The sequence below is a fragment of the Thermosporothrix sp. COM3 genome, from assembly GCF_059696735.1.
The window spans coordinates 1,595,429-1,611,304 of sequence record NZ_AP019376.1 but is presented as its reverse complement, the minus strand read 5'-3'; the positions used below and the strand labels follow the sequence as shown (position 1 = coordinate 1,611,304).

The window sequence follows — 15,876 nt, the reverse complement described above, 5'->3', positions numbered from 1 at the left end:
TCCGATTTCTCAACAAAAGGAGGTTGCTTCAGCATCGTGAAGCAACCTCGGCTGTTTGTTAGAGTGGACAGCTTCCGCCTTCACAGGTTCCTTCTGCCTCAGAAGCGAGTTCAAGTCCGGTCGATGGGTGTGTTTCGGCCCATGCAGTCTCAAGTACTTTCAAGAATACTTCGGATGTTTGTGCTCCAGAGATGCCATACTTTTCATCAATGACGAAAAACGGAACGCCGGTAATACCAAGCAGCAGCGCCCGCTGCTTATCGGCATTTACCTCATCCATATAAGCGTCACTATCCAGCACAGCCTGCACCTCGTCGGGGTCAAGGCCTACCTCAACCGCGAGTTCAAGCAGCGTTGTAGGGTCGCTAATAGAGCGGTGTTCAGAGAGGAACGCCGTCCAGAGTCGATCCTGCATTGCTTCCTGTTTCTTCTGCCGGGATGCCAGATGGACAAGCCGATGAGCACTTCGAGAGTTGACCAGTCGCACCCCTTCAAGATGATAGTTCAGCCCTTCTTGTCGCGCGAGCTCTGTGACATAGGTGAGCATTGCTGAAACCTCTTGAGGACTTCTACCGGTACTGCGTGCTGTACGCTCTTCAATGGTTTCCTGCGAATCAGCGGGAAGACTCGGGTCAAGCTCGAAGCTGCTGAAACTGATCTCTACCTGATCCCGGTATGGAAAACGTGCAAGTGCCGAGCGGAGACGCTGTTTCCCGATGTAGCACCAGGGGCAGAGAATATCTGAAAAAATCTCGATTTTCATATTTTCTGCTTCTTTCTGTGACTGTGGTGGGTAGCAGTGAACCGGTTCTTGTTCTTAACTATACGGAGGTGAGGGGTCTTTTACAAGAAGGCACTTTTTAGTAGTATAGGCACCTGGAAGATACTATCTCTTTTGGTGGTGGAGAAAACAGGGAGAGAGCCCGGACAGCACCCTGTACCTGGCTCTCTTTTTACCGAAAAACGGCTATATCAGGCTGAAAATATATTCCTCTTTTTCGTTACAGGAAGAACACCATCACAAGGATGCTCAGGAACAGGCAGCCTCCCCAGAGGGCGGCGAAAAGATAGTGATTGCGGTTCGGTATTGGGGGCAGGCTTTCCGGTTCGGGAAGAATGCTCTTTTCGTCCTTCTCTTCTTTCTCCTCTAATGGTGCAATATTTTGTAAGTATTTCGCAAAAAGATCCTGGGTGGCGTCTCCTTGTGGTGTAACTGGCGGGACGCTGATCGGCGTCGGTATTGGGCCGGGGGCTATCGGTGGGATGGAAACGCTGCGCAGGGCGCGTGCACAAAGACGAAGCTGCTGTGCCAGATCGGCGGGTGTTGTGTAGCTTCGGGGGTCATGCAGTCCGCGCATAATGACAGCCTCCGTTTGCTCCGAAATGGCAGGATTGAGCTTGCGGATTGGTTGGAGTATATTTTTATCTGGCTGTTTGCCTGTCAGCGCGATATATGCAGTGACCAGTAACATGACAAGGTCGGTCTGGATGAAGCCGGGCTGAGGCTGCTGCTGAAGGAAGCTGAAGAGAAGCGGGGAGAAGCGAAGCAATTGCCAACCGCTCCCCTTTGCATCGGAGAACAAATTGATGGTGTTTGGCTTGATACGGCCGTGCGCCAGCGGTGGCTGCTGACGTGCAAGCAGCTCAAGCACATCGAGAATCGCGAGACAACCATCCAGCACCGTGAGCTCAGGGAGCACGCCACCTGTTGTCAGGCGCAAGGACTGGCTGAGCAGTGTGCCAGCCGGTTGCTCAAACACGAAATAGGTATGATTGTTCTCAAGAAACATGTCGTGCAGTGCAGGAATACGCGGGTGTGCTGAAAGCGCGACAATGCTTTTCATCGCTGCCTGCACATATGCTTGAGGGACATTGTTTCCTGCCGGAAATGAGGCTTCACAAATAGTGACATGCTTATTTGTCTGTAACGTATCTTGTGCAAGCAACCATACTTCCGTAGAGCCATTTGTCCACTGTTGTTTGTCTATCTGGTCGATGACTCGGTAACGACCAGAGCCAACCAGCCTGACATCAGGCTGCAACGGTGTCAGCGCCTTTTTTTGATGAGTGAGTGGCCGGGATCTGGGAGCCTGGGTGTATGTACAGCGCGGGCATGGCTCACCAACACGATACCCCTCATAGTGGCATTGTGGGCAACTCATACTTTCTCCTGAATAAAGAACTGTCGGGTGCCCGTTGCCTTTCTTCAGGAAGAATTCGCTTTTTACTCAATTGGTCATGGCTTGCACCGACAGGGAAGATGCAGTCATGATTGTAGAAAGGGATGCTTTTTCTATAGGGACTGGAAGACAGGGTATAGAGTGAGCGTACTCGATTGCTCTCTGCATGTCAAGGAGAGTAGGTAATGATTCCTGTACGCAGGGAATTGTTCCTCTGATATATAGGTACTTTATCCCTTCTTTATAATCCTATAACCTGGTATTTCTAGAGGTGTTGTCGTCATCTGAGAAAGAAACAGACAGCTTTTGTGCAAGAGAGATGTGACAGAGTGACCTTAAAAAAAGGTAGGTAATTCTTCCTAACATATATTTTCTTCTTAAAATTAACTGTTGTAGTTCTTTACAAAAAGGTACTAATATGTTTATATACAGGAGAAAGCATAGTAACAAGGGTGCCAGCAAAAAAACAGGTAGATTTTATCGTCTCTGGACTCTCCAGCTTAATATGAGTATGCTTGAAATAGCAGGCTGAGGGTCGGTCCCGTGTGCCAGTAGGGACGGCGATACAAATCAGCAATCGCTTTGGTGAAAGGGAAACGCAGGAGAATCAACGCGGGGAATGAGAAGGCAGGGAATATTATTGTTCTTTTTCCCATGCGAAGAGGCCTAGTGTATATGCGTGAACGAATTCCTATTTTAACATCAGAAAACTACGTTCGGCGTGTTCTGCCGCCCGTATTGACGAATTTTGACTTCACCATGTCCTTTATGATGGTGATGTTTTTCGTCTCGAACCCGGTCGGTACCATCGCTTCTGGGGCGGTCTCCCTCCTCTACTGGGGGATCGGAGCGCTGATCTTTTTCATTCCCTGTGTGTTGGTTGTCGCTCAATTGTGCGCCTGGTTTCCTGTTAATGGTTCATCCTATAACTGGACTCATAAGGCACTTGGCGGCTTCTGGAGCCTGTTTGCTGCTGTGACGTTCTGGATACCCGGTGTTGTGGCGATGGTCAGTGCAGCCAGTATCGGGATCACCATTGTGCAGAGTATCAATCCGCATTTATTAGTAGAGCCCTGGCAACAGGGACTCGCCGTGATCGCGATTCTGATTTTTGCCTGTATTATCTCTCTTCAACCATTGCGCACATTTCAGCACGTTGTGAACTTTGTGACGCCTCTAACCTATGCAGTGGTGCTACTGCTCGGTATTGCTGCGGTCGTCTGGCTGCTTGGTGGCCATTCCAGTGCTACCCCGTTGTTGAACCCGGCAACCTGGGCAATCACGCCAGATAACTTCAAGCTGTTCGGTATCGTCGTGCTGGCGTACCTGGGTGCAGACGTGCCTGTGATTGTGCTTGGCGAGGCGAAACAGCCAGAGAAGGGCTATCGTCATTTCCTCTGGGGCACGCTTGCTGTGCTAGGGGCTTATTTTATTCTGACAATGGCCTTGCTGGTTGTGATCGGTCCCGAGGCGGCAACGCTCAGTAACGCGTCGATTCTGATTGCTCTTGAGCGCCTGTTTGGCCCGGTGGTTGCACGTATTGCTGCTGCTTGTCTGCTTGTGTTCTTCCCATTATTTGTCGCACTGACCGGGAGCCTGTTTGCTCGTTTGCTGATGACGATTAGCGCAGATCGCCGTTTGCCGATCGGTCTGGTTCGCCTGAATAAGCATCGTGTGCCTGTCAATGCCATTCTTACACAAACTGCCATTGCTATCGGGTTTACGCTCTTGCTGTACTTCGTGCCTTATGTTTTTTCGATGGTTGAATCCGCAAATCTTGCGCTTGAAGTGCAGGTGATCACGCTTTCAGTGCTGGTGTTGATCTGGGCTGTTTCTTCCGCTTTTCTCTTCATCAGCTTGCTAGTGTTGATGAAACGCTATCCTGAGCTGTTGAAGAAAGGGCTGATTGTGCCGAAATGGTTGCTTCAGACCTGCTGCTATGTAGCGCTGATTGCCTGTGCGGTTGCAATAGTCAACACGCTTGCCTATAACCAGCTTGCTCCGTTGATTAATGACACGATGTGGCGTGTCTTTGTGGGCAGTCTGACGGTGGTGTGTCTGTTTGTGGCGTACTTTGGCTGTGTCTTTGCGACCACCGAGGCGGCCTGGCAGGACAAGATTCATGAGGTTGAATCTGGTTTTTAGCGAGAAAAGACTGACAATAGATAGTAAAAGCAATGGGGAACTCTCCATGCTCTCTGGCCGCACAGGGAGTATGGAGAGCTTACAACGTTATACCGGCAATATTGCCTGTATGATATATTATTTATCTTGAACTCGAAGGGAGTTTGCGATGTCTGCTGATTCTACGCTTGGAAAGGGTGAATCCGGGCAATTGCGCCGAAATACCATCGGCCTGCCGGGGGTCCTGTTCCAGTCGATCACCACGATGGCCCCTGCATCTGGCCTTGCTGCCAGCCTGACTCCGGCTGTCGCTCTGACTGGTCCGGCGCTCCCGCTGACAGCGTTTATCGCGTTGATTGTCTGTATTTTCCTGGCCCTGACCATCGGGTCAATGGCGAAGCACCTTCCCTCTGCGGGCGGCTTCTACACGTATATCAGTAATGCTCTCGGACAGAAGGTCGGTTGGTTGACCGGGTGGGCTTTCAACCTTGCCTACTTGCTGATTATTCCGTTCCAGTTGCTGGTGCTGGGGCCAACCGCGGATCAGCTTGTGAGCCAGTATTTCCATATCTCGCTTGGTTGGTTCACCTGGGTTATCATTTTCACCGTTATCCTCTTCCTGCTGTCGTATTTTGGTATCAAGGTTTCTGCTGACGCCGGTGTGATTCTGGGTGCTATCGAGATCGGCGTCTTTGTGCTGTTGAGTATCTGGCTGCTTGTTACCAACCCCGGTAACATCTCGCTGGATATTCTGAATCCTGCTCACAGTGGCGATCCTGCCTGGGGTGGCTGGAAAGGCATTCTGATGGGCATGACGTTTGTCCTGCTCGCCTTTGCTGGATTTGAGTCTTCTGTTCCTCTGGCAGAAGAGACTATTAATCCTCGCAGAACTGTACCTCGTGCTATCTTGCTCGCTGCTGTGTGTATCGGTCTGTTTTATGTCTTCTGCTCCTTTGCCGCAATGGTAGGCTGGGGCCCGGCAAATGCTGCCCTCTATGGTTCGCCCGATCATGCAGATCCGTGGGCTGAGATGGCTCAGCGAGCCTGGGGACCGGCAAGCGTGATTATTCTGCTGGCGATCCTCAATAGTGCTCTGGCGAACGCGAACGCCGGTGTGAATGCCGTGACGCGTGTGCTGTTTGCGATGGGTCGGGTTGGCACGCTGCCGAAGAGCTTCGCGCACCTGAACAAGTACGGCACGCCGGATGTCGCTTTCATTCTGGCGATGATCGTGGCGCTGGTCTGTTCACTGGTTCCGGGCTTTGTTTATGGTCCATCGCTTGCTTTCGGCTTCCTGGGAACGATCCTGATTCTCCCGATTATCTTGATTTACATGTTGACCTGTATCTCTGTGGTGGTGTTCTATCTGCGCAAACACAAGGATGAGTTCAACGTGTTCCGTCACGTAATCGTGCCGGTGATCCCGTTCCTGGTGCTCCTGGTTGTGTTATATAATCAGTTTAATCCGTTGCCTGCCGCTCCGCTGTTGTATGCTGGCCCGATTGTGCTTGCATGGCTGGTTATCGGCGTGATTATTCTGGCAATACTGAGCGTGAAAGCGCCTGAGACGCTGGCAAAAAGTGATGAAGTATTTGTTGAAGGAGAGGAGTAAATAGAAGAAGAGCTATGATTCCTGACGTGAAATATCATCTGCACCATACACATAACTGCTGGGACCAGAGCATTCCGCCTCTGGTTACAGTGCAATCTGGCGATGTTGTTGAGCTGGAAACGCGCGAGGCTTCAGCCGGTCAGTTGAACCCTGGCAGCACCAGCGATGCCCTGCGCTCGCTGGATTTTAGCGCGGTCAACCCCGTTACCGGGCCAATCGCGATTGATGGCGCGAAACCTGGTGACGTGGTTGAGGTTGAGATTCTTGATGTGCGCCCAAAAGATTGGGGCTGGACAGGCGTTATTCCCGGCTTTGGCTTGCTGGCCGACGAATATCCCGAGCCGTATTTGAAGATCTGGGAGCTGAACGGGGATCATGCGTATTTCAAGCCTGGAATTCGCATTCCGCTGGAGCCGTTCTGTGGCATGATCGGCGTCGCTCCGGCTGAGCCCGGTGCACTGGATATGGTCCCGCCTCGTGCCAATGGCGGCAACCTGGATACCAGACAACTGGTGAAGGGCTCAAAGGTCTATCTCCCGGTTCTCTATCCCGGGGCGCTGCTCTCGCTTGGCGATACGCATGCGGCGCAGGGTGATGGCGAGGTCTGTGGTTCCGCAATCGAGGGCCCGATGGTGGTTAAGATTCGTGTGAACCTGCTCAAGGACGCCGATCTCAGCTCTATCTCCTACTATACGCCAGGCAACCAGGCTCCGAAGCAGAACCAGAAGGGCTACTATGCGACAACTGCCTATGGTCCTGATCTGTTTGAGGCGGTGCGCCAGTCTATCCGGGGCATGATCAAGCATCTGACGAAGAACTATGATCTGACGCCGCACGAGGCCTACGCGCTTTGTAGCGTTGCGGTCGATGTGCGCATCGGCGAAGTGGTAAACGCGCCTAACTGGCTGGTTTCCGCCCAATTGCCGCTTGATATCTTCGAGGGCTAAAGCAGTTTCTTCTCATTATTGGGAGCGGGTCAAAACAACCTGCTCCCACTTTTTATGTACATCTATCTGAGGGGAGCCAGAAAAGGACGATAGCCTCAATGCGCTCCGCAAGCGCGTGGGGCCAGCGAAAGCCGTGAAGCGCGGCAATGGAGCGGCAGACCTCCGATCCCAATTCGATGCTCTTTCTCAGCGCTCTGGCGGTCCCTGCAAGTGTTGCCGCGGTGGGCAGACAGGCATTCAGCCTCGCCAGTCGTTCCGCAGGAAGGGCCGGTTCAATGCCACTATGGTGGTTGTACCATTGTGAGATAATTGTGGCTTCCAGCCTCAGGAGCCGGATCAGGGCAGGTAGAACACTGACATGAAAAAGCTGGCAAGCGTTCCATTGATCGCCACGCAACAGCTTGCAAAGGGTGTCGAGCAGATCATACCAGAAGGTGCTGGCAAGTTCTTCAAACGTTGCCTGCTGATCGGTCGGGAAAGCATCGGCTGCTTGATGAAGCGCCGTTGTAAGCTGTCCGGTTGCGTCATAGAGCACGTTGGCCTCAAGGGCCGGTCTATCCAGGGTGAGGTGCATGGAATTGGCGGGCAGGCAGATTGCTGTGAGGTGTACAGGAAGCGGCTGCGCATCATAGACAACGCGAATGGTGTTCTCTGCCTCTCGTAACAGCAGGAGGGGAGGTCCAAACCGGGTGAACCAGGCCTCAAGCTCCAGCACAAACGTGTCAAAGTAGGTATCTATGATAAAAAGCGTCAGGGCAAAGTCAGTTCGACTCTCCAGGATGCGTTCATCTTCTGCACTGTAATCGACCAGGCCAGCAATACGCTTGTCTTGCCGGCACATATCGAGTAGTTGCGCCTGTAGAGCCTGACGCGCTGTCGTTTTCCCCATATTCCTCCTCTTCTTTCCCCCATTTGTCACCCCTTATTCTAGCGCTTCCAGACCAAGATGGACAAGAGAAAAGAGAGAGGAGGGGGTAGTATTTATCATACCTTTTTAAAAATGGCGCTCTCTTTTTGGAAATAACTGGCGTAGTTCTATTGCCCGGTACAGTTGACAGGTACAACATATGAATAGCATACTGTAAAGGATATGGGAAGGAAGAAGCGATAACAAGAGAACAACACGCATCCGCTGAGGAGCGTTTTGCACTGATTCGTCCGTTTGTGGAAGAAGGGGTGCCGCCGCCTGAACGTCCCGGTATCGCTTCCCGAGAGCACGCTTACCCGGCTCTACGAGCAACTTGAGGGCTGGCCTGCTGGTCTGCGTCTCTGGGCGCGGCGCTGGCAATCTGGTGAGGTGCTCTCGCGTCCGCTGCTGGATTATGTGCGAACGGAAGTTGTACAGCGGCTCCCGGAGTCACTTCTGCGCTCTCTTGAGCAGATCTGCCTGTTGAGCCGGCTGAATGCGGCTTTTGTCTTCCTTGCGATGGTGCTTGCTTTGTTGTTTTTGTTGCCTGGCAGCGATACGAAAATCTTCCTTGCGCGCAATTCATTGATTCCGGGTGTATTCGGGCTCCTTTTACTGCTCTCGTTGGCGCTGCCTCGCTCGATTATATTTTATAGCGTTCTCAAATTGTGACGGGTGGCGTGAGGGAACGGGTTGCCCGATTTGAGGAGGAATGGAAAAAAGAGGCTTCGGTACGCTTCTGGATTGTCATACTCTCACTGATATGAGGCGTCGGGATGCTCGTTGACGCTGTAACGGGAACGGCGCTGGCGTTTTGGCTCAGGAACGAACACTTTTTGCTGGTATCACCTTTGGTACAGCTAGCACTTTATGGACTGCTACTACTGTTCTCTCTGGCACTGTGTCGGCGACGGGGATGAAAGAAGAGCATCTTCTATAAGAGAAGTGAGATCTCTATAGAAGATGCCCCTTTTCTTCAAAGAAGGAACATTTCCGCTTTAACGGATGGAGAGTGCCCGCTTGATGATCTGAAAGATGTCGGTCTGGTTGATCACACCCATGACTCGCGGCGCTTCAGGACCCATTGCAGCGATACGTACCTGTGTCCCTGTGTGCGACTGGGACTCCCCAGAAGGAGCCGTCGCATAGCTCACGTACATGGTAGAACCTTCCTTCGTGATCAGCTTGCTGAAGACTCCAGGCTGCTTGGCGCTGGTTGGCTCTTCGATAATCTGGGAAGTATGGCCGTGATCGGCTGTGACGATGACCAGCGTGTCCGGGTGCTGGCGGGCGTAATCCATGCCTACCTTGATTGCTTTATCGAACGCGATGGTCTCACCAATCTGAGCGCACGGATTGGCAGCATGGTCCTGCTTGTCGATGGATGCGCCTTCAACCTGTAAGAAGAAGCCTTTGCGGCTATTTCGCTGAAGGAGCTCGATCGCTTTGCTGGTCATGTCGGCCAGGGCGGGTTCATTGCTCGGTCGATTGTTCTCCTGGCAGGTCTGTGGCCCACTTCCAGGGAAGGGCTGCGCGGGAGTGCCAGTCCATTCGGTCGTCATATTACTCTGGTTGAAGAGACCCAGAACATGCTGACTGTTCACCTTCTTGAGCCCGTTGGCATCGGTCACGACGGTATATCCCTGGGCCTGAGCGGCTTCGAGGACCGTCTTACCGGTATATTTGCCAAAATCGATCTTTTGGTCAAAGCGCTGCTTCCCGCCTCCAAGCAGGACGTTGACCTGATGGTCAATCTGCTGTTCCGCGATCGAGCCGGGGCCGCCTGCCGACTTCTTGTCCTGCGGGCAGCTCTTCATGTCTGCGGGGCCCTGGCAAGAGCGGCTGCTGACATGCGAGGCCAGCACTGCCGGAGTCGCGTCGGTCAGTTCAGCGGTGGTGACGTCGCCAGTCACGTAGCCCGCTTTCTGAGCCAGTTCAAGGATGGTCGGAAGATCTTTGTCTGTCCCGGCTGTGGTCGAAATGCGCCCGTTGCTGGTTTTCGTGCCAGTCGCCCAACCAGTACCGCTGGCTGCCGAGTCGGTCACATAGTCCGGCTGCTTCGGGTTGTTTTCGAGCACCGAATAGGTCGTGCTTGCGCCGACATAAGGCAGCTTATCCATGTTGAGACGCCCGTTCGCACCAACGAAATAGTTGCGTGCGAGGGTGATTTCGGAGTCGCCCATACCGTCACCGAGGAAGAGGATGACGTTCCGATAGCGTCCGTGCGTCTCGGGGACCGAAGTTCGAGCGAAAGCTGCGGTAGGAATTAAGAGTAAGAGTAAAACAAGAACTGAAATACCAATAGAGAAATACTGCTTTTTACCTTGCATATCTGCCTCTCTTTCTTTCTAGCGGGGTTTGTCTCATTGTATGTTCAATGTTGTTAAAGGAGTTTTAAGCCCGGGTAAAGCTTTGTCAATTTTTCTTGTAAAGAGTGTTAACACGCGGTTAAGAAATACTTGTAGAGACAGATGTTCCTCTCGTAATATAGGGAGAAGAAGCAGACTTCGATGGAGGAGAAATGATGACTATACGGACAATTCGTCGGGCTCAGGAAGCGGAACGAGAGGCGATCGAGACCTGTGTGCGTCGGGCCTATGCTTGCTATCTTGCTCGTATGGAGCGTGAACCTGCTCCCTTGCATGCTGATTATCTCTCTCTGATAAAAGATGGTACTGTCTACGTCCTGCCAACGACAGAAGGCATTTGTGGGGTCCTGGTGATGATGCCAGAGCGTGACGCCATGTTTGTTGAAAATGTGGCGATCGATCCTCGTTTTCAAGGGCAGGGACTTGGGCGGCTGCTCTTCTCGTTTGTGGAGCAAGAGGCGCTCAAGGCAGGTTTAAAGGCGATTCGGCTCTACACGAACGCTGTAATGGTGGAAAATTTCCGCTTTTATCGACGTCTGGGATTTGAAGAAGTAGACAGAAGACTGCACGAGGGATATCAACGGGTTTTCTTTCAGAAATTGCTCTAGCTGCTCTGTGGGCCTGTGGAAAAGGCTGACTCTTCGACAGGCCCTGACCTGATCTATGCCTCGCTGCCCTGTTTCACTGTCGTATCGATGTGCCGAACAAACACATCTCGGTTGAGTGTGTGAGGTACAAGTGCTTCCAGAGCCAGTTCGTATGCTTCTGCTTTTGTAGATGCGATCACTTTGACGTGTGTTACGAGCGTGCAATCAAAGAAAAAGAACTGTTTCCCGGGAAAAGAATCGATTTCAAGCGCATCTTTGAGATTGCGTGCAGGCACCTCTGTCACTCCCTCCGCGTCACAATAGTAGATGTCACGCTGCATGGTAGCGACAACGTATGGGTTTTTGGAACTTTCGGGGCAATATTCCAGTATGTGAACGTAGAGGCCGCCGGCTGTCTGGTACCAGCAATCGAGCCGGAAGGGAGGATACGCCTTTTCAAGGAGCATATATTCGTCAATATCTCCATTATAGCGGAATTGTACCCCTTCTCGGTAGAGTTCTGTATAGGCATCTCGAAATGTCTCGTTTGCAGCATGTCGCTCGGGGGTTTCAGGTGGAAGCGAGCGAAAGCGGTGCCATGCTTCATTCAGCCTTTTGAGCTTGCGACGGCGTTCCTCTTTCGAGAGCTGGCAGGCTGACGGTTGGCTAGTGGACAATTGGTCCGGAGTTTGTCTGTTCGTCATTATGTATCTCCTGAAAAAGAGTTGAGACAGTAGCAGTGATACAGGTCGTTGTAAAAGGCTTGGTGAGAAATGAGTGTGCTCCAAGAAGCCGCGCCTTGAGCCGCTGGACGACACCGCAATGACGTGAGATGAAAAGAAGCGGAACTTCAGAGAGCACTGGCTTCTTCTTGAGGTAACGAGCGATCTCAAAACCGTTCATTTGAGGTAAGTCGATATCCAGGATGAAAAGCGAGGGTATCGGCTCTACAGGCTCATTGAGGAGCGTTTTGAGCGCGAGCACTCCATCCGGAAATGTGGTCACAGGATAGCCTGCGCGTCGCAAGGTAACCTCAAGGATCTTGCGGATAGTAGGCGAATCGTCAATGACGACGATCGGGCGCTGCATGGCATTTTCCTCCCTACAAACATGACGTCTACCATACTTAAAAAGGGAACTGAAGAATGAGTAGCGTAGGACTTTATGTAGATCCTATTGAAGTGTAGTACGCGTTAGTGGTATTATCAAGGAACGGGATGTTCCTGGAGAGGAACATATTGTTACGAAGCGAGCTGTGAAAAAGGGAGGTTTTATGTCGGAGAAGCGTCATCTGGAATTCAATAGCAACGAGTTTGGGAAACTGGTGCGGTCGTTTCGTTTACAACGAGGATGGTCGCAGGGGGATCTTGCTGAACGGTGGGGACACACCCGAGAATATGTATCTCTGATTGAAAGAGGCAAGCGAAAAGTCGACAAGCTGGAACAAATCAGCCGCCTGGCAGAAATTCTAGAAATACCGCAGGAACGCCTCGATGCGATAGGGAAGACAAGACCTCCGACAAAGCTCCTTGCCGATAAACCGTCTGAGGCCAATGATATTCTACTACAGACGCTCCTGGAGCCTTCTCTTGCAACTGCAAAGTTATCCTGGTTGCTTTGGCTTGCTGATGGGAAGAATCAACCTGTTGTAGAGAGTCTGGAAGGGATGATAGAGAATCTGGAGGGTGCTCTGACGAAATATCATGGTCAATTTATGAAACCCGCGCAAAAAGTACTGGCATATGCGCATGAGATGATGGGACGGATTGCATATGATCAACTTCGTTTTACGCAGGCATCAGGCCATTTTCAGGAAATGTTTGATTTAGGGGAAGAGTTGCATGATGTCGATATCATGTGCCTCGCGCAAATCCATCAGGCGGATGTGCAGAGAAAGCGGGGGCGATATGAAGCAGCGGTCAAAATTCTGCATAGAATGCAGCCGATCATAGATGTGGCAAGCACGCTTGTCCAGGGAGTACGCTGGCAGATTCTGGCGCGAGCGCACGCTGCTTATGGTTTCTCGGCTGAGTTTCTCGATGCAATTCAGCGAGCAGAAGAATGTGCACATCTTGTGAAAGATAATTTAGATACTCAGTATAATCAGTTTAACCGGATTGAGGTATTACAGGAGAAAGCGCAGGGGCATACGTTGTTATGGGAGCCTGAGAAGGCGCTTGAGATCTACGCCTATCTTGATAACTTGAAGCCATTCCGTCCTATGCGTGCGCTCGGCTCCTATACTATTATTAAAGCTCAAGCATATTCCTATAGTGGGGACATGGAAAAAGGAGTCAAGCTAGCGGTTCGGGGAATAGAACTTGCTCGACATTATGGTTCACAACGCCATATCAGCAGAGTTCAAGCGATGTATGATAGACTGAACATCACGAAATTACGGAATCATAAAGCGATGAAGGAATTACATGCAGTTTTAATGGGTGGGTAGCTGTGTCTGTTGCGGTGCGAGATATGGAGCGGCGTGACTCTGGTTTCTCAATCGAAAGACGGCGATTTTTAGCTGATCTCTTTAGATGCGATAAGGAGAAGAGAGAGTGGCTGAATATACAGTCCGCAAAGCAGGAATGCAGGATTGTGATGCTATCGTTCAACTGAGAATCCGTCTATTTAAAGAGGTCGATTTCCGGGAGGGTGGTGAGCCATCACAAGCCCTGTTCGAGCAGACAAAACAGTATATACAAGAAAATATAGCTTCTGGAAAATTTCATTCATGGATAGCGGAAGCAGCCACAGGAGAAATAGTGGCGATAAGTGGAATGGTCTTGCTGGAAAAACCGCCCTCGCGTTTCTGCCCATCTGGCTTAGAGGCATATATTATGAATATGTATACTCTTCCGGGATGGAGGGGAAAAGGGATAGCAACTGCACTTATGAACCGTATTATTGAATATGCGAAGCAAGTCCGTGCCTCTCGCGTTTTTCTCCATACAACCGATGCAGGACGCCATGTGTATGAGCGTTGTGGTTTCCGACCGACCCATGATGATCTGGAGTTACTGTTATAACCGGCTTTTCGCGAACACATCAAAAAGTGGCCGGAAAAATTTCCGCTTTTTCGATTGACCGGGGTATTAAATAACACAGATGGCATATTGCCTGAAAACTCTAGAAAGAAGAGGAGCGAATCAACCGAAATGAATTCGCAAACCATGAAAAGAGTGCTGTACCTTGTTATCTGTGCTGCCGGTGCAGCGCCGCAGGCCTATGAGCTGATCCCGCTTCTGATCGCTGCTGGTTGGAATGTCTGTGCGATTCTTACCCCGAGTGCGACGGCATTTGTCGAGCAAAAGCGGCTGCACTATCTGACGGGAAATCCGGTTCGCACCAATTACAAACAGCCCGGAACGCCGGACCTTCTGCCTCCTCCTGATGCATTGCTGGTGTTTCCCGCGACCTTTAACACGGTCAACAAGTGGGCGCTTGGTATCAGTGATAATCTGGCGCTCGGGCTTCTCTGCGAGCATACCGGCATTGGAACGCCGATTCTGGCCGTACCGGTAGTCCGGCGCGGAAAGCTGGCCGAGCATCCCGCATTTCCGCAAAGTCTCAAGCTGCTCACCGAATATGGCATTCATGTTCTCTACGAGCCCGAACAGTATCCACCGCGGAACGAGGTGCCCGGGGAGATCATCGTGCAGGAACTCTTGCGGATTACGTCCCTCTAAGACGTTTCTTATAGCTGGAAAGAAGCATGCTGATGCCGTGTGTGGGTGGTACTGTTCGGCCTTTTATTGTACAGTTATCTCTAGCGAGACAACTTATGGAAGAGGTTCTGAACAATGAAAACAACACTCTATATCACACGGCATGGAGAGACGCAATGGAACATTGAAAGGAGGCTGCAGGGCTGGCAGGATTCGCCGCTGACTGCCCTGGGGGTCTGTCAGGCGCAATGGCTCGGGGAAGCGTTGCGTGAGGTCGCGTTCACCGCTATTTATACCAGTCCGAGCCAGAGGACGCGCACAACAGCGGAGCTGATCGGCGCTCATCATTCCTGTGATATTATTCCACATGATGCATTGCGTGAATTATATATGGGTGATTGGGAAGGAAAGACGCGTGAGGAGCTTCAACAGCGCGAGCCGGAGATCTTCGCTGCTTTTTGGAGCCGTCCGCATCTCTATCGGCCCGTCAACGGGAGCGAATCCTTCTACGATCTGCGGGAACGCGTGCTCCCCTTTCTCCAAAGCGTGCTTGAGGAACAGAAAGGGGAAACGCTCCTTCTCGTCACGCATGCAGCGACGCTGAAGACCATAATGGCCTTCTTCGATGAGCGCCCAATGGAACGGCTCTGGGAGCCGCCGGCCGCGTATCCGACCGGATTATGCAAAGTCGTGATCGAGGAGCAGAAGCCGCTTATTGAGCTGTACGGCGATATCTCCCACTATCGTGAATGGGCGAACGTGCAGGGATAAGCTGACCAATACGAAACAGATTGTCAAGGAAGATCCGAGAATGTTCCTCGTAGGTGGGGTATACCGTTCTCCATGCTTCCTTGATATGCTGATACGTCTCTGGCTTGTGCTGGAAGGCGCGTCGCGTCGTTTTGTCTGAAAGTTGCTCCTCGAACATCCCGGGAGTGAGCTCAATATGATACTGAATGCCATAAGCGTTCGGCCCAAAGCGGAAGGCCTGATGCTCTCTGCCTTGCGAGGTGGCGAGGAGAACGCCGTCCTGAGGCAGATCGAACACATCATTGTGCCATTGAAAGGCGAGCTGATGGGCTGGCATGCCGGTATAGATCGGGTCGCGGCGGCCGGCATCGGTGATATGGACATTGAGCAGGCCAATTTGTGGAGCAGCCAGGCGTCTGATCCGTGCTCCCAGTGCTGAAGCAAGCAATTGACCGCCGAAACAGATTCCCAGAAAGGGGAGCCCGCGGGCAAGGGCTTTGCGGGTTAGCTCCTTTTCCTTCGTAATAAAGGGGTAGCGATTCTCGTCATACACGTGTTCCTGCCCCCCAAAAATGATGAGCATATCATAATCATAAAGAACGTCCGGGAGTGGTTCATGAGAGGAGGTGCAAATGTCGATCTGGATATGCTGCTTCCGGGCCATGTCAAGCACAAGACCGGGTGGGTCCTCAGGTGTATGCTGGAGGGCCAGAATGCGCTTCGTTCCCATAGTTT

General features: G+C 51.7%; 16 protein-coding genes. 9 read left to right on the top strand and 7 right to left on the bottom strand.

Annotated elements, in window-relative coordinates; all coding sequences use genetic code 11:
• Positions 1-58 precede the first annotated feature (58 nt).
• Both KTH_RS06950 and KTH_RS06945 read right to left on the bottom strand, forming a co-directional pair.
• Positions 59-763: a DsbA family oxidoreductase gene (locus KTH_RS06950; protein WP_497617434.1), complete on the bottom strand. Its 705-nt coding sequence runs from the start codon at positions 761-763 to the stop codon at positions 59-61.
• Positions 764-1,001: 238 nt separating this feature from the next.
• Positions 1,002-2,162, bottom strand: coding sequence for a serine/threonine-protein kinase (locus KTH_RS06945; RefSeq protein WP_497617432.1), 1,161 nt, complete (start codon positions 2,160-2,162; stop codon positions 1,002-1,004).
• 693 nt (positions 2,163-2,855) lie between these two features.
• Between KTH_RS06945 and KTH_RS06940 the strand changes: the two genes are divergently transcribed.
• The 3 genes from KTH_RS06940 (at position 2,856) to KTH_RS06930 (ending at position 6,863) form a co-directional block, all read left to right on the top strand.
• Positions 2,856-4,325, top strand: coding sequence for an APC family permease (locus KTH_RS06940; protein WP_497617430.1), 1,470 nt, complete (start codon positions 2,856-2,858; stop codon positions 4,323-4,325).
• A gap of 148 nt (positions 4,326-4,473) precedes the next feature.
• Positions 4,474-5,916, top strand: a complete 1,443-nt coding sequence (locus KTH_RS06935) for an APC family permease (RefSeq protein WP_111321826.1) — start codon at positions 4,474-4,476, stop codon at positions 5,914-5,916.
• A 14-nt stretch (positions 5,917-5,930) separates the two neighbouring features.
• A complete protein-coding gene (locus KTH_RS06930) occupies positions 5,931-6,863 on the top strand; it encodes an acetamidase/formamidase family protein (RefSeq protein WP_111321828.1) in 933 nt (310 codons plus the stop codon).
• A gap of 52 nt (positions 6,864-6,915) precedes the next feature.
• On the opposite strand, the gene KTH_RS06925 is transcribed toward KTH_RS06930, so the two are convergent.
• On the bottom strand, positions 6,916-7,752 hold the full coding sequence (locus KTH_RS06925) for an aminoglycoside 6-adenylyltransferase (protein WP_111321830.1): 837 nt from the start codon (positions 7,750-7,752) through the stop codon (positions 6,916-6,918).
• A 273-nt stretch (positions 7,753-8,025) separates the two neighbouring features.
• On the opposite strand from KTH_RS06925, the gene KTH_RS06920 reads away from it, so the two are divergent.
• Positions 8,026-8,442, top strand: coding sequence for a hypothetical protein (locus KTH_RS06920; protein WP_111321832.1), 417 nt, complete (start codon positions 8,026-8,028; stop codon positions 8,440-8,442).
• A gap of 326 nt (positions 8,443-8,768) precedes the next feature.
• On the opposite strand, the gene KTH_RS06915 is transcribed toward KTH_RS06920, so the two are convergent.
• Positions 8,769-10,100, bottom strand: coding sequence for an alkaline phosphatase (locus KTH_RS06915; protein ID WP_111321834.1), 1,332 nt, complete (start codon positions 10,098-10,100; stop codon positions 8,769-8,771).
• A gap of 191 nt (positions 10,101-10,291) precedes the next feature.
• On the opposite strand from KTH_RS06915, the gene KTH_RS06910 reads away from it, so the two are divergent.
• A complete protein-coding gene (locus KTH_RS06910) occupies positions 10,292-10,747 on the top strand; it encodes a GNAT family N-acetyltransferase (protein WP_111321836.1) in 456 nt (151 codons plus the stop codon).
• Between the two features lie 53 nt (positions 10,748-10,800).
• On the opposite strand, the gene KTH_RS06905 is transcribed toward KTH_RS06910, so the two are convergent.
• Both KTH_RS06905 and KTH_RS06900 read right to left on the bottom strand, forming a co-directional pair.
• The gene (locus tag KTH_RS06905; protein WP_137686397.1) at positions 10,801-11,430 is read right to left on the bottom strand and encodes a hypothetical protein; all 630 of its coding nucleotides are present in this window, start codon (positions 11,428-11,430) and stop codon (positions 10,801-10,803) included.
• A complete protein-coding gene (locus tag KTH_RS06900; protein WP_111321840.1) occupies positions 11,393-11,815 on the bottom strand; it encodes a response regulator in 423 nt (140 codons plus the stop codon). The genes KTH_RS06905 and KTH_RS06900 overlap by 38 nt, the downstream gene beginning before the upstream one ends.
• A gap of 184 nt (positions 11,816-11,999) precedes the next feature.
• Between KTH_RS06900 and KTH_RS06895 the strand changes: the two genes are divergently transcribed.
• The 4 genes from KTH_RS06895 (at position 12,000) to KTH_RS06880 (ending at position 15,162) form a co-directional block, all read left to right on the top strand.
• Positions 12,000-13,175, top strand: a complete 1,176-nt coding sequence (locus KTH_RS06895) for a helix-turn-helix domain-containing protein (protein ID WP_111321842.1) — start codon at positions 12,000-12,002, stop codon at positions 13,173-13,175.
• Positions 13,176-13,281: 106 nt separating this feature from the next.
• Positions 13,282-13,752, top strand: coding sequence for a GNAT family N-acetyltransferase (locus KTH_RS06890; RefSeq protein WP_497617424.1), 471 nt, complete (start codon positions 13,282-13,284; stop codon positions 13,750-13,752).
• Positions 13,753-13,881: 129 nt separating this feature from the next.
• Positions 13,882-14,412: a flavoprotein gene (locus KTH_RS06885; RefSeq protein WP_111321848.1), complete on the top strand. Its 531-nt coding sequence runs from the start codon at positions 13,882-13,884 to the stop codon at positions 14,410-14,412.
• 114 nt (positions 14,413-14,526) lie between these two features.
• Positions 14,527-15,162: a histidine phosphatase family protein gene (locus tag KTH_RS06880; RefSeq protein ID WP_497617421.1), complete on the top strand. Its 636-nt coding sequence runs from the start codon at positions 14,527-14,529 to the stop codon at positions 15,160-15,162.
• Here KTH_RS06880 and KTH_RS06875 read toward each other — a convergent pair.
• Positions 15,104-15,871 carry a type 1 glutamine amidotransferase gene (locus KTH_RS06875; protein ID WP_497617419.1) on the bottom strand — a complete coding sequence of 256 codons (768 nt, stop codon included), beginning with the start codon at positions 15,869-15,871 and terminating at the stop codon, positions 15,104-15,106. The genes KTH_RS06880 and KTH_RS06875 overlap by 59 nt on opposite strands.
• Positions 15,872-15,876: the final 5 nt, after the last annotated feature.

Coding starts and splice junctions, on each gene's coding strand:
- KTH_RS06935 (WP_111321826.1), top strand. CDS start 4,474: ATGTCTGCTGATTCTACGCTTGGAAAGGGTGAATCCGGGCAATTGCGC.
- KTH_RS06930 (WP_111321828.1), top strand. CDS start 5,931: ATGATTCCTGACGTGAAATATCATCTGCACCATACACATAACTGCTGG.
- KTH_RS06915 (WP_111321834.1), bottom strand. CDS start 10,100: ATGCAAGGTAAAAAGCAGTATTTCTCTATTGGTATTTCAGTTCTTGTT.
- KTH_RS06910 (WP_111321836.1), top strand. CDS start 10,292: ATGATGACTATACGGACAATTCGTCGGGCTCAGGAAGCGGAACGAGAG.
- KTH_RS06875 (WP_497617419.1), bottom strand. CDS start 15,871: ATGGGAACGAAGCGCATTCTGGCCCTCCAGCATACACCTGAGGACCCA.
- KTH_RS06945 (WP_497617432.1), bottom strand. CDS start 2,162: ATGAGTTGCCCACAATGCCACTATGAGGGGTATCGTGTTGGTGAGCCA.
- KTH_RS06950 (WP_497617434.1), bottom strand. CDS start 763: ATGAAAATCGAGATTTTTTCAGATATTCTCTGCCCCTGGTGCTACATC.
- KTH_RS06885 (WP_111321848.1), top strand. CDS start 13,882: ATGAATTCGCAAACCATGAAAAGAGTGCTGTACCTTGTTATCTGTGCT.
- KTH_RS06925 (WP_111321830.1), bottom strand. CDS start 7,752: ATGGGGAAAACGACAGCGCGTCAGGCTCTACAGGCGCAACTACTCGAT.
- KTH_RS06905 (WP_137686397.1), bottom strand. CDS start 11,430: ATGACGAACAGACAAACTCCGGACCAATTGTCCACTAGCCAACCGTCA.
- KTH_RS06940 (WP_497617430.1), top strand. CDS start 2,856: ATGCGTGAACGAATTCCTATTTTAACATCAGAAAACTACGTTCGGCGT.
- KTH_RS06880 (WP_497617421.1), top strand. CDS start 14,527: ATGAAAACAACACTCTATATCACACGGCATGGAGAGACGCAATGGAAC.
- KTH_RS06900 (WP_111321840.1), bottom strand. CDS start 11,815: ATGCAGCGCCCGATCGTCGTCATTGACGATTCGCCTACTATCCGCAAG.
- KTH_RS06895 (WP_111321842.1), top strand. CDS start 12,000: ATGTCGGAGAAGCGTCATCTGGAATTCAATAGCAACGAGTTTGGGAAA.